This window comes from Anaerococcus senegalensis JC48 (assembly GCF_000321005.1).
Classification (GTDB): domain Bacteria; phylum Bacillota; class Clostridia; order Tissierellales; family Peptoniphilaceae; genus Anaerococcus; species Anaerococcus senegalensis.
In genome coordinates this window covers 173,243-186,179 of the sequence record NZ_HE578908.1, presented here as the reverse complement: position 1 = coordinate 186,179, position 12,937 = coordinate 173,243, and the positions used below count along the sequence as shown (strand labels likewise).

At 29.4% G+C, this 12,937-nt stretch carries 13 protein-coding genes; all 13 read left to right on the top strand.

Features of this window, described 5'->3' with window-relative positions; genetic code table 11:
* The first annotated feature begins 12 nt into the window (after positions 1-12).
* The gene (locus tag ASHG_RS07505; protein ID WP_040398665.1) at positions 13-885 is read left to right on the top strand and encodes a MetQ/NlpA family ABC transporter substrate-binding protein; all 873 of its coding nucleotides are present in this window, start codon (positions 13-15) and stop codon (positions 883-885) included.
* Between the two features lie 15 nt (positions 886-900).
* Positions 901-1,749 (top strand): MetQ/NlpA family ABC transporter substrate-binding protein, encoded by an 849-nt coding sequence (locus tag ASHG_RS07500; RefSeq protein ID WP_040398664.1) that lies wholly within the window; start codon positions 901-903, stop codon positions 1,747-1,749.
* A 118-nt stretch (positions 1,750-1,867) separates the two neighbouring features.
* Positions 1,868-2,371 (top strand): GNAT family N-acetyltransferase, encoded by a 504-nt coding sequence (locus ASHG_RS07495; RefSeq protein ID WP_244264281.1) that lies wholly within the window; start codon positions 1,868-1,870, stop codon positions 2,369-2,371.
* Positions 2,368-4,956: an ATP-dependent DNA helicase gene (locus ASHG_RS07490; RefSeq protein ID WP_040398661.1), complete on the top strand. Its 2,589-nt coding sequence runs from the start codon at positions 2,368-2,370 to the stop codon at positions 4,954-4,956. Before ASHG_RS07495 ends, ASHG_RS07490 begins: the two co-directional genes overlap by 4 nt.
* A 40-nt stretch (positions 4,957-4,996) precedes the next feature.
* Entirely contained in the window at positions 4,997-5,332 is a 336-nt protein-coding gene (locus ASHG_RS07485) for a PadR family transcriptional regulator (protein WP_004817003.1), read from the top strand.
* Entirely contained in the window at positions 5,313-6,020 is a 708-nt protein-coding gene (locus tag ASHG_RS07480) for a pseudouridine synthase (protein WP_040398660.1), read from the top strand. The genes ASHG_RS07485 and ASHG_RS07480 overlap by 20 nt, the downstream gene beginning before the upstream one ends.
* Positions 6,021-6,051: 31 nt before the next feature.
* Positions 6,052-6,660, top strand: a complete 609-nt coding sequence (locus ASHG_RS07475; protein WP_040398658.1) for a sugar transferase — start codon at positions 6,052-6,054, stop codon at positions 6,658-6,660.
* Positions 6,661-6,831: 171 nt separating this feature from the next.
* Positions 6,832-7,362, top strand: coding sequence for an SdpI family protein (locus ASHG_RS08775; protein WP_051145900.1), 531 nt, complete (start codon positions 6,832-6,834; stop codon positions 7,360-7,362).
* A gap of 260 nt (positions 7,363-7,622) precedes the next feature.
* Positions 7,623-8,195 carry a glycerol-3-phosphate responsive antiterminator gene (locus tag ASHG_RS07465; protein WP_040398657.1) on the top strand — a complete coding sequence of 191 codons (573 nt, stop codon included), beginning with the start codon at positions 7,623-7,625 and terminating at the stop codon, positions 8,193-8,195.
* A gap of 11 nt (positions 8,196-8,206) precedes the next feature.
* Positions 8,207-9,712: a glycerol kinase GlpK gene (glpK, locus tag ASHG_RS07460; RefSeq protein WP_040398656.1), complete on the top strand. Its 1,506-nt coding sequence runs from the start codon at positions 8,207-8,209 to the stop codon at positions 9,710-9,712.
* Positions 9,713-9,840: 128 nt separating this feature from the next.
* Entirely contained in the window at positions 9,841-11,262 is a 1,422-nt protein-coding gene (locus tag ASHG_RS07455; protein WP_040398654.1) for an NAD(P)/FAD-dependent oxidoreductase, read from the top strand.
* Between the two features lie 12 nt (positions 11,263-11,274).
* Positions 11,275-12,534, top strand: coding sequence for an NAD(P)/FAD-dependent oxidoreductase (locus tag ASHG_RS07450; protein ID WP_040398653.1), 1,260 nt, complete (start codon positions 11,275-11,277; stop codon positions 12,532-12,534).
* Positions 12,531-12,890 carry a DUF1667 domain-containing protein gene (locus ASHG_RS07445; RefSeq protein WP_040398652.1) on the top strand — a complete coding sequence of 120 codons (360 nt, stop codon included), beginning with the start codon at positions 12,531-12,533 and terminating at the stop codon, positions 12,888-12,890. The genes ASHG_RS07450 and ASHG_RS07445 overlap by 4 nt, the downstream gene beginning before the upstream one ends.
* Positions 12,891-12,937: the final 47 nt, after the last annotated feature.

The following is a 12,937-nucleotide window of genomic DNA, read 5'->3' as shown; positions in this document are numbered from 1 at the left end:
AGGAGGAAAATGATGAAAAACTTAAAGAAAATTGCCCTAGGATTGTCACTTGTACTAACTTTAGTAGGATGCGGAAATAAGAAGGATGATACAAATTCAAATTCTTCCCCATCAAACCAAGCAAAAACAGAAGACAGATTTGCTGATGCCAAAGAAATAAAAATTGGTGTTTGTGGAGAAAAAAATGAAGTTTTAGAAGATATTGCAAAAAGATTTGAAAAAGATACAGGAAAGAAAATAAAAATAGTTTCATTTTCAGATTACAACCAACCAAACGAAGCTTTAAAATCTGGAGATATTGACTTAAATGCCTTCCAACACAAAAAATTCTTGGAAGATTATAACGAATCTCACAAAACAGATATAGTTGCAGTTGGTGATACCTTGCTTGCCCCAATGGGAATATATTCTGACAAAATTAAAGATGTAAAAGAAATAAAAGACGGAGATAAAATTGCAATTCCAAACGATCCAACAAACGGAGCAAGAGCACTTTTCCTACTTCAATCAGCAGGCTTACTTGAGCTTGAAGGAAAAGAAGGAGATGCAATTACCCTTGATAATATAAAGGAAAATCCAAAAGATCTAGAAATAATTGAACTTGATGCAAGTCAAACAGCAAGAAATCTTACAGAAGTTGCAGCATCAGTTATAAATTCTGGAGTAGCAGTAGATGCAGGATTTGTTCCAACAGAGGATGCAATTTATCTAGAAGATAAGGACGATCCAGCAAAAGCAATCTATGTAAACATAATTGCAGCAAGAAAAGAAGACAAAGACTCAAAAACTGTAGAAAATTTTATAAAAAATTATTACCAAACAGACGAAACTAAAAAATTAGTAGAAAAAGAAACAAAAGGTTCAGAAATTCCAGCTTGGAAATAAAAAAGGAGATAAAAAATGAAAAAATTAGGAAAAATAGCCCTAGGTCTTGCCCTACTTGTAGGACTTAGCTCATGTGCAAACAAGGAAGCTAATAAAGCCACATCAAATTCAAATGAAAATCCAAAAGATAAACAAACTATAAAAATTGGAGTTGTTGGAGAATATAATGACGTATTAAATGAAGTATCTAAAAGATACGAAGAAAAAACAGGAAATAAAGTTGAACTTGTAGTATTCTCAGATTATAACCAACCAAACGAAGCTTTAGAATCAGGAGATATTGACTTAAATGCCTATCAACACAAAAAATTCCTAGAAGAATTTAATAAAGACCATAATACAGACCTTGTATCAATAGGAAATACAATGCTTGCACCACTTGGAATATATTCAAAAAAATATAAATCTCTAGATGATGTAAAAGAAAAAGATGAAATTGTAATTCCAAACGATGCATCAAATGGTGCAAGAGCCCTATTCTTATTACAAGATGCAGGACTTATAAAAGTAAACGGAAAAAAAGGTGATTCTGTTACTATAACAGATATAAAAGAAAATCCTAAAAATCTAAAAATTACAGAAGTTGACGCAGCACAAACTGCAAGAAATTTAGACTCAGCAGCTCTTGCAGTTGTAAATGATACCTTTGCCCTTGATTCCAAAATTGCAACAGAATATCCAGCATTAAAATTTGAAGAATCAAAAGCGGACGATTCAAATCCATATGTAAATGTATTTGCAGCTAAAAAAGAAAGAAAAGATGATAAAATTTTAAATGATTTTGTAAAAAAATATTACCAAACAGAAAATACAAAAAAAGACTATGAAAAATTTACAGGTGGAGCTTGGGTTCCAGCTTGGTAAAAAATAAAATAATCCCCTTAATTATATAAAGGCTATGAATTTTATTCATAGCTTTTTTATTTGAAATCAAACTAATTTCAAATTTAAATAAAAAACATTTTTAATGTATAATAATAGTATGAGAATAGCAGAAATTAAAGATTTAGATGAAATTATGACTATAATAGATGATGGAAAAAAAGCTTTGAAAAAAGATGGAATCGACCAGTGGCAAAACGGACTTCCTGATAGGGAGGGGATTTGTGAAAATATTTTGGCAGGAGAAAGTTTTGTTTATGAGGAGGATGGAGAAATTTTATCTTTTGCTTATTTGAAAAAATCCTACGAGGAAGATTATAGGGAAATTGAAAAAAATTTTAAAAAACATGGTCCTTATCTTACAATTCATAGACTTAGTGTGAAAGAAAGTGCCAAAAAAAGGGGAGTAGCCAAGAAATTTTTTGACCAAATTATCTCTTACGGCAAAGACTTAAAAGTGGATGCCATAAGAATTGACACCCATCCCGATAATTTTAAGATGCAAAATTTGATTAAGAAATTTTCTTTTGAAAAAGTTGGAATTTGTACGGTTGACGATAAAATTAAAAGATCAAAAAGATATGTTTATGAGCTAGTTTTATGATAAATAAAAAACAAAATTTGATTATAAATGATTCAAAATATCCAGCTGCAGTTATTGCAGGTCCTGGAACTGGAAAAACTTTTACTCTTGTTCAAAAAATTATTTCTTTAATAAAAAACGAAGGGTTTAGTCCCAATAAAATTCTTGTTACAACTTTTACAAAAAAGGCTGCAAACGAGCTTATAGAAAGGGTTGAGTCAGGACTAAAAAAAGAAAATATAGAGGCTGATACTTCAAATATGCTAATAGGAAATTTTCATTCCCTTGCCCTTTCTTTCTTAAAAGATTATAGATCATTTTCTAATAAAATTTTTGATCCCTTTGTTATAGATTCAAATATTGAAGGGTATTTGCTTGAAAAAAATATGAATATATTTAGAGAAATTTCTAATTTTAATGACCTTATTTCTTATAATGAAGTGGGTCAAATAATGGGGATTTTTTCAAATATTACCAATAATTTAGTAGATTTAAATAAGCTTAGAAACTCTTCTAATCCAAAAGATATTTTAGCCTTAGAAATTTATCTCAAATGGGCAGATTTTCTTGATAGGAATAATTTTATAAATTATCAAATGATACTTAAAAATTTCTACGACCTTTTGGAAGATCCTGTTTTTGGCAAAAAAATTAGAGATAGGATTGATTTTGTAATTATTGATGAATACCAAGATACCAACAAAATCCAAGAAGAAATTGCCTTTAACCTTTGTAAGGGAAAAAATCTTATGGTTTTTGGAGATGATGACCAGGCTCTTTATTCTTTTAGGGGGGCAAGTCCCAGAAATTTAAGGGAATTTGATAGATCTTGCAAGAAAAAAATGAAAACAGATGCTAAATTTTATGAGCTTGATATAAATTATAGGTCAAATCAAGAAATAATTGATAAATCAAGAGAGTTTCTTTTAAAATCAGATGCATTTGATGAGGAAAAAATTAAAAGTTTAAAAGCAAATGTCAATAATAAAAATGAAAATTCTGTGGTAAGAGCAAGGGCCAATAATTATGAAAATATTGAAAAAATTGTAAAATTTTTAAATCAAAAAATCAATTTAAATCAAATAGCCTTTTTATTTCCTTCTTTAAATAGCGATTATCCAAAAGCCTTGCAAACTTATTTTGAAAAAAATGGTATAAATGTTTTAAATAAGTCATCAAAATTATTTTTTAAAAGAAGAGAAATAAGGCTTTGTCTTTATGTCCTGCTTTCAATTTATTCAAAAAAACCAAGAAAACTTACAGGATCAAGCCCAGATAAATACAAATGGGTTCAAGAAACGAATTTTAAAAAATATATTGCTGGAATTTTTGATGATAAAGAATTCGTAAAAGGTGAAAAATTGAATGCCTTTATAAAGGAAGAAAAATTATCTTTAGCCCAAAATAAATCCTACACTGACATTTTGTATAGAGTTTTTGGTCTTAACATATTTAGGGAAATTTTAGATCAAAAAGTCGATAACTTAAACCATATAAGAGAACTTTCAAATATTGGAAAATTCACATCGATTTTGGCAGATTTTATAAATTTACAAAATAGCGATATTAACTTTTACAAAAAATCAGTTGATTTAATTTATGGATATATTTTTTATCTTTTCAAAAATTCAGCTATAAGTGAATTTGAGAATTTCGATGCTCCAAAAGATTCTGTAATTTTTTCTACAATACATCAAGCTAAAGGGTTAGAATACGATGTGGTATTCGTTTCAAGCTTATATGATAATCCAAGAAAAGATAGAGATGCTTTTAGTCCCCAAATTGACCAAGAAAACAAAAGTGATTTTTTGAAAAATTATTATAGAAAATACTATACAGCCTTTACCAGGGCAAAAAATTTATTGGTCATATTAGATAATTCAAAAAATTCATATATGACAAATTTTTCCTATGGCTTAAATTCATCATCAAATTTAAACTCTATAGATTTTAAATTTAAAAAAGATCATATTAAAAAAGAAATTCTTGCCTATACAACAGATATTTCTATCTATGATACTTGTCCATTAAAATATAAATTTATTAGGCTTTTAAATTATAGAAAAGAAAAAACCAAAGCTTTAGATTTTGGATCAAAAGTACATGGTCTTTCAGAATATCTTACAAATCTAAAAAAAGAAAATCTTTCTTTTGAAAAAATAAATAACTTTATAAAAGAAAATAAAGAATTTCAAAAGCCGATAGAAAATTTTGTAAATAGAAATTTTCCAGTAAAAGATTCAGAAATGAATATAAAACTAGATAGAAAATATTATATCCTTCAAGGTAATATTGATATAGTTCTTGATAATGGAACGATTATAGACATAAAAACAGGGCGAGTAAACAAAAACAATTTAAACTCATATAAAAATCAGCTCCTTACTTACTACAATTTGTTGTTATATAATAAGAAAAAAGTTAATAAATTGTTTTTATATTTTGTAGAAGAAGATGAACTAATAGAAGTTGAAAAATCTAACTTCGATATAGAATATATTGATAGGATAGGAAAAAATATAGTAGAAAAAAATATAGAAATTAGGACAGACGACAAAAATAAGTGCAGATATTGTCCGATGATGTATTTTTGTAAAGGAACTTGAATATGATCTACTATGTAATACAATGTTCTTAGGTGATAAAATGAAATCTCAAATGCTAAAGGGAGTTATCGAAGGGGTAATTCTAAAAATTATAAAAGATAAAGAAACATACGGATATGAAATAGTAGAAACTTTAAGGTTAAATGGTTTTTACAATATGACAGAATCAACAGTTTATCCTATTTTGCAAAGACTATCAAAAAAAGGACTTATATTTTCATCAAAAGAAAAATCTAAAGTTGGACCAAAAAGAAAATATTATTATATAACTCCAAAAGGGGAGGAATATTTGATAGATTTTTCAAAAGACTTTTTGGAACTTGAAGAAAATGTAAGAAATATTTTAGGAGTAAAAAATGATAATGAGAGTAGATAAGATGATTGGAAATGCCAATTTAGATACAAGAAAAAATATAAAAAGAAATGCAAAAAAAGGTGAACTGGTAATAAATGGTCAAATTGTAAAAGATTCATCAGTAAAAGTTGACCCAAACTTGGACGAGGTCATTTATATGGGTGAGCTTGTAGATTATTTTGATAATATTTATATAATGATGAACAAAAGAGAAGGGCTTATTTGTCAATCAAACGAACTAGATGGGACAGTAATGAGCGATTTAGATGAATTTTATTTAAATTTGGACCTTGCCATAGCAGGACGACTTGATAAAGATACCACAGGACTTTTATTATTATCAACAGATGGAAAATTTATCCACAAGGTCATAAGTCCAAACTCAAATATTTGGAAAAAATACCAAGTTGAAACATCCAAAAAAATAGATCCATCCTTAGTTGAAATTTTTAATGATGGAGTATATATTAAAGAAGATGACTATTATGCAAGAAGTGCAAAACTTGATATAATAGGAGAGAAAAAAGCCTATGTATATGTAACAGAAGGTAAATTTCATTTAGTAAAAAGATTATTTTCAAACAATGACAATGAAGTTATAAAATTAAAAAGACTCGCTATAGGAGATCTAGAATTAGATCAAAGCCTAAACCCAGGTCAATACAGGGAACTTAGCGAAGAAGAAAAAAATTTATTTATAAAAGATTAACACAGAAAATAATTTGTGTTAAGGAGAAAATATGTACGAAAATCATATAAAATTTATACTGGACAAAATACTAGCTGTATTTGCCTTAGTATTTTTAAGTCCAATAATTCTTATCACAGCGATAATAATAAAAATAAAGGAGCCAAAGGCTCCTGTCCTATTTATCCAAGAAAGATCAGGAAGAAATAGAAAACCATTTAAGTGTTATAAATTTAGGTCCATGAGAACAACAGCTCCCCAAAACGCATCAACATGGGAACTTGAAAATCCAGAAAATTATATAACTCCTTTTGGAAAATTTATAAGAAAAACATCAATAGATGAAATCCCACAAATATATAATATCTTAAAAGGTGATATGTCCTTTGTGGGTCCAAGACCTGTAATATTAAAAGAAGAAAAACTTTTAAATTTAAGAGAAGAATACGGTGCTTGCGGGGTAAAACCGGGCATAACAGGCCTTGCTCAAATTTCAGGAAGAGATGACTTACCCCCAAGACAAAAGGCTAAAATGGATGGACTTTACGCAAAAAATATAAACTTTGTAGATGATATAAAATTATTTTTAAAAACAATACCTGCCGTAATATTTGGAGAAGGAATAAGAGAAGGAAAAAGAAGCGAAGAAGATTTTAAATAAAAACAAAATAATTCCATATTGAAAGCTAAATCTATTAATTTAAGATTTAGCTTTTTTTAGTTCATATAATTATAAAGTTAGAAAACTCTAAAAAAATTTGCATATATATATGTATTAGTATTAATATTAAAATATAAGTATTTGAACTATAATAAGTAAGGGAGAGATAGTATGAAAAAAAGAATATTAATTTTTACGCTTTTAACAATTCTTTTATTAATTTATCATGTATGTAGCACAAATTCATCTAATATAGTAGATCTTATTTATCTAATAATAATTGCTACAGGTATAATATTTGATAATAAAAACTACAGTAAATTTAATAAATTAATAATGTTAATTCCAATTTTAGTGTTAGTATTTTATAGTATATTTATAGAAAAAGTAAATATTAAGCAAAGCACTTATCCTATAATTATAGCTTTAATTATGGTCACTATTGGTTTTTTAAGCACACTTATACCATATAATGCTTTTTTTGGAATAAGAATATTTTCTACTAGGTCAAGCGAAAAAAATTGGATTAATACCCACAGGTTACTATTTTATTTAAGCATTCCAATGGCATGTCTATTAATTATTTTACAAAATTACTATGATATAGAAAATACTATTATAGTTACATTTATAATATGGTTAGTAATTCCAGTTATTTATTCTATATATAACTATTTAAATCTAGAAAGATATAACAAATAGTAAGTTAATAAAAAGATTTTTAAAAACAATCCTTGCCGTAATATTTGGAGGTGGAATAAGAGAAGGAAAAAGAAGCGAAGAAGATTTTAAATAAAAAGATGGATTTTCCATCTTTTTATTTTGAAAAATTGTTTAAGAAGATTCTGTGAAATTGTTTGCATTTAAAAAAGTTATATGTTAAAATGAAAATGTAATAAATATATTGGAGAAGCGAGTACTTATTAAAAAAATAGGTCTCGCTTTGTGTATTTGGAGGAGAAATGGTTGATTTAATGGATATACTTTTTGAAAATCCTTGTATTATGGCAATTAAAGATAATACAGATTTAAAAGAGTGTTTGAAAGATGAATACGAAAACAACAAGGTAGTTTTTGTTTTATATGGAAGTATAGAATCAATACCTACTATTGTTGAAAAATTAAAAGACCGTAATAAGGTCGTTTTTGTTCACGAAGATCTTATTGAGGGGCTTTCATCATCTTCTTTATCATCATCATTTATCAAAAAATACACAAATGCCGATGGAATTATTACAACAAGAAGTCAAAATGCTGCTTATGCAAGAAGGATAGGACTTTTATCTATATTAAGATTTTTTGTACTTGATTCCCTATCTTATAAGAATGTAAAAGAAACATTAAAAAAGGCAAATTGCGATCTTGTTGAAATACTTCCTGGTATTATGCCAAAAATTCTAGATGATATAGAAAAAAGAACATCTATTCCAATTATAGCAGGAGGTCTTATAAGGGATAAAAAGGATGTTTTTGATGCCCTAAATTCAAAGGCTGTTGCTGTATCATCATCAAATCATAATGTTTGGAAAATGTAAAAGGAGTTTGTATGACAAAGTATATAATGGCGTTAGATGCTGGAACTACAAGTAACAGAGCAATTTTATTTAACAAAAAAGGTGAAATAATGTCTGTTGCTCAAAAAGAATTTACTCAATTTTTCCCACACCCAGGCTGGGTTGAACATGATGCGACAGAAATTTGGTCAACTCAACTTGGAGTTTGTACAGAAGCAATTGCAAAATTAGGTATCGAAGCTAAAGATATTGAAGCTATAGGAATTACAAATCAAAGAGAGACAACAATAGTTTGGGAAAAAGATACAGGAAAACCTGTATATAATGCAATCGTTTGGCAATGTAGAAGAACTGCTGACATGGCAGACCAATTAGTAAAAGATGGTTATAGAGAAACAATTCAAAATAAAACAGGTCTTGTAGTTGACCCATATTTTTCAGCAACAAAAATAAGATGGATTCTTGATCATATTGAAAATGGACAAGAAAGAGCAGAAAACGGAGAACTTTTATTTGGGACTGTTGATACATGGTTAATTTATAACCTAACTCGTGGAAAAGTTCACGTAACAGACTATACAAACGCTTCAAGAACTATGATTTTTAATATTCATACTCTTGAATGGGATGATGAACTTCTTGAAATTTTAAATATTCCAAAATGTATGCTACCAGAAGTAAAACCATCTAGTCATGTTTATGGAAATACTTTTGCAGGATACTTTGATGGTGAAATTCCTATAGCAGGAATTGCAGGTGACCAACAAGCTGCACTATTTGGACAAACATGCTTTAACAAAGGTGATGCTAAAAATACTTACGGAACAGGCGCATTCTTACTTATGAATACTGGTGAAGAAGCAGTTAAATCTGATAATGGTCTTGTAACAACAATTGCTTGGGGACTTGAGGAAGGAAAAGTAAATTATGCCCTTGAAGGTTCAATTTTTGTTGCAGGTTCTGCAATTCAATGGTTAAGAGATCAATTAAGAATTGTAGATGCTGCTGATGATACAGAATATATGGCTACAAAAGTTGATGATACAGATGGCTGTTATGTAGTTCCAGCTTTCACAGGTCTTGGCGCTCCATATTGGGATGCTTATGCAAGAGGAGCAATCGTTGGACTTACAAGAGGAACTAGCAAATATCATATAGTAAGAGCAACTCTTGAATCACTTGCATATTTAACTAATGATGTACTAACAGCAATGGCAAAAGATTCTGGAGCACCACTTAAAGAATTAAAAGTTGACGGTGGAGCAAGTGCAAATAATTTCTTGATGCAATTCCAAGCTGATATGATTCAAACAAAAGTAGAAAGACCAGAAACTTTAGAAACAACAGCTCTTGGTGCTTGCTATTTAGCAGGACTTGCTGTAGGATTTTATAAAGATCTTGAAGAAATTAAAGAAAATAGATTAGTAGATCAAGAATTTAATCCTGAAATTTCTGTTGAAGAAAGAGATAAAAAAGATAGAAATTGGCAAAGAGCAATGCAAAGAGCATTTGGTTGGGCAAACCATTTTGAAGAATAATTTTACAAATTATAAAAATTGTACTATAATATAGTTAACAAGTAAATAAAGCGATGAGAAAGCGAGTTGAAGTAAGCCCTACTTTAGCTTGCTTTTTTTCATTTAAATTTATAATGAAAGGAAAAAATATGTTTGATGCAATAATTATAGGAGCAGGAGTAACAGGAACATCTGTAGCCTACCAACTATCAAAGAAAAAAGGAAATTTCTTAGTTTTAGAAAAAAATGAAGATGTATGTACAGAAACATCAAAAGCAAATTCAGCAATCTGCCACGGTGGTTATGATGCAAAACCAGGCACAATGAAAGCAAAAATGAATGTAAGAGGAAACCACATGATGGAAGAGGAAGCAAAAAAATTATCTTTCCCTTACAAAAAAATTGGAACCTTTGTTCTTTGCCACAGCGAAGAAGATATGCCAAAACTACAAGCCCTTTATGACCAAGGAATTGAAAATGGCGTTTCAGGAATGGAAATTATAAATAGAGATAAAATCTTAGAAATGGAACCAAATATAACAGATGATGTAGTTGCAGCCCTTTATTCAAAAGAGGCAGGAATTGTAGATCCATTTTTAATGAATATAGCATTTGCAGAAGTTTCTAACATAAACGGGATTGATTATAAATTTAATGAAAAAGTAGTAAAAACAGAAAAAAAAGATGGTTATTGGGAAGTTACTACTGAAAATAATACATATAAGACAAAAGCAATAGTAAATGCTGCAGGAGTTTATGCAGATGAAATTCACAACCAAGTTTCAGATGAAAAATTTGAAATTAAGGCAAGACGTGGAGAATATTTACTATTAGATAAGGATACAAAGGGTTTTGTAAATCATGTAATGTTTAACCTTCCTACAGAAAAAGGTAAGGGAATTCTTGTAACACCAACAATTGATGAAAACACCCTTGTAGGCCCAACATCAGACTTTATAGATGATAAACACGACAGACGTTCAACAAGAGAACACATAGAAGAAGTTGTTGAAAAATCAAATAATACAGTTAAAAATGTTCCTGTAAGAATGGTAATAACATCATTTTCAGGAAATAGAGCCCACGAAGTTAGTGGAGACTTTATTTTAAAAGAAAGCCTTGATGGATTTTTTGACTGTGTAGGAATTGAGTCTCCTGGTCTAACATCAGCACCAGCTATTGGCGAATACATGGCAAATCTTGTAAATGAAAAATTAAATTTAGAAGAAAATAAAGATTTTACCTATGATAGGAAACCAACACCTAAAACAAGTGAATTAAGTTTAGAAGAACATGACAAATTAATCAAAAAAGATAAGAGATACGGAAAAATTATTTGTAGGTGTGAATCTATAACAGAAGGTGAAATTGTTGATGCGATAAATCGTCCACTTGGAGCAAGAACTGTTGATGGTGTAAAAAGAAGAGTAAGAGCAACAGCAGGAAGATGCCAAGGAGGTTTCTGCCTACCAAGAGTTATGGAAATTATTGCAAGAGAAACTGGTGTAAATTATGACGATGTAGTAAAAAATGGAAAAGATTCTTACTACATAAAAGGACATGTAAAGTAAGGAGCATTTGAGATGAAAAATTATGATTTAGTAGTAATAGGTGGAGGTCCTGCAGGACTTGGAGCTGCTGCTCGTGCCTATGATGAAGGAATTAAAAATATATTAGTAGTTGAAAGAGATGAAATGCTTGGTGGAATTTTAAACCAATGTATCCATAACGGATTTGGTCTTCATAGATTCAAAGAAGAACTTACAGGTCCTGAATATGCTCAAAGATTTATAGATGAAGTTGAAAAAAGAGATATAGATGTTTTATTAAATACAATAGTAGTAGATTTTGCAAACGATAAAACAATCACATTGATGAATGAAGAAAATGGAATGTTTACAATAAAACCAAAAGCAGTAATTCTTGCTATGGGTTGTAGGGAAAGACCAAGAGGAGCCCTAAATATTCCAGGAAGCAGACCTGCAGGAGTATATTCAGCAGGAACAGCCCAAAGAATGATAAACCTTGAAGGCTATATGCCAGGTAAAAAAGTAGTAATTTTGGGATCTGGTGATATAGGATTAATAATGGCAAGAAGAATGACCCTAGAAGGTGCAGACGTTCAATGTGTTGCTGAAATTATGCCATTTTCTGGAGGACTAAAAAGAAATATAGTTCAATGTTTGGATGATTTTGATATTCCACTATATTTTAATACAACAATCTCATCAATAGAAGGAGATGAAAGAGTAACAGGATGTACCCTTTCAAAAGTTGATGAAAATATGAAAGTAATACCAGGAACAGAAAAACACTTTGACTGTGATACAATTTTACTTTCTGTAGGACTTTTACCAGAAAACGAACTTACCAAACAAGCTCACATAGAAATGGATCCAAAAACAAAAGGAGCTATCGTTTCTGATAGACTAATGACAAATGTTGATGGAGTATTTGCAGCAGGAAATGTTCTTCACGTTCACGACTTGGTAGATTATGTAACAGAAGAAAGTGAACTTGCAGCAAAAAATGCAGCAGATTATATAAAAGATAAATTCCAAAAATCTCAAACTAATCCAATATACTTAAAAGCAGGAGATGGAATATCTTATACCCTCCCACAATATATAAATCCAGATACAATGCAAGATGAAGCAATAATAAGATTTAGGGTAAATAATGTTTACCAAAATAGAGTTTTAAAAATGTATGTAGATGGAAAAGAAGTTACAAAGAAAAGAAAATTAGTATATGCTCCAGGTGAAATGGAAAACTTAATACTAAAGAAAAAAGACATAGATGAAAATGCAAAAGAAATAGAAATAAAATTGGAGGAAATATGAAAAAAGAATTAACCTGCATAAATTGTCCTCTAGGTTGCCTTGTAACAGTAACAATGGATGAAAATGGAAATGTAGAAAATGTAACAGGAAATACTTGTAAAAGAGGAGAAGTTTACGCAAGAAACGAAGTAAAAAATCCAGTCAGAGTAGTAACTTCTACAGTAAAAGTTGATGGCGGAAAAGAATACTCAGTTTCAGTAAAAACTGCCGATGCAATTCCAAAAAATAAAATGAACGAAGCCATGGATGAAATAAATAAGGCAAAAATAAAAGCTCCAGTTCATGTTGGAGATGTAGTTATAGAAAATATAGCAGATACAGGAATTTCTCTAATAGCTACAGCAAATAGAAAATAAAATAAAAAAGATTGAAATCTCAAGCTTAGGCTTGAGATTTTTTTAGT

Coding starts and splice junctions, on each gene's coding strand:
- ASHG_RS07505 (WP_040398665.1), top strand. CDS start 13: ATGAAAAACTTAAAGAAAATTGCCCTAGGATTGTCACTTGTACTAACT.
- ASHG_RS07500 (WP_040398664.1), top strand. CDS start 901: ATGAAAAAATTAGGAAAAATAGCCCTAGGTCTTGCCCTACTTGTAGGA.
- ASHG_RS07495 (WP_244264281.1), top strand. CDS start 1,868: ATGAGAATAGCAGAAATTAAAGATTTAGATGAAATTATGACTATAATA.
- ASHG_RS07490 (WP_040398661.1), top strand. CDS start 2,368: ATGATAAATAAAAAACAAAATTTGATTATAAATGATTCAAAATATCCA.
- ASHG_RS07485 (WP_004817003.1), top strand. CDS start 4,997: ATGAAATCTCAAATGCTAAAGGGAGTTATCGAAGGGGTAATTCTAAAA.
- ASHG_RS07480 (WP_040398660.1), top strand. CDS start 5,313: ATGATAATGAGAGTAGATAAGATGATTGGAAATGCCAATTTAGATACA.
- ASHG_RS07475 (WP_040398658.1), top strand. CDS start 6,052: ATGTACGAAAATCATATAAAATTTATACTGGACAAAATACTAGCTGTA.
- ASHG_RS08775 (WP_051145900.1), top strand. CDS start 6,832: ATGAAAAAAAGAATATTAATTTTTACGCTTTTAACAATTCTTTTATTA.
- ASHG_RS07465 (WP_040398657.1), top strand. CDS start 7,623: ATGGTTGATTTAATGGATATACTTTTTGAAAATCCTTGTATTATGGCA.
- glpK (WP_040398656.1), top strand. CDS start 8,207: ATGACAAAGTATATAATGGCGTTAGATGCTGGAACTACAAGTAACAGA.
- ASHG_RS07455 (WP_040398654.1), top strand. CDS start 9,841: ATGTTTGATGCAATAATTATAGGAGCAGGAGTAACAGGAACATCTGTA.
- ASHG_RS07450 (WP_040398653.1), top strand. CDS start 11,275: ATGAAAAATTATGATTTAGTAGTAATAGGTGGAGGTCCTGCAGGACTT.
- ASHG_RS07445 (WP_040398652.1), top strand. CDS start 12,531: ATGAAAAAAGAATTAACCTGCATAAATTGTCCTCTAGGTTGCCTTGTA.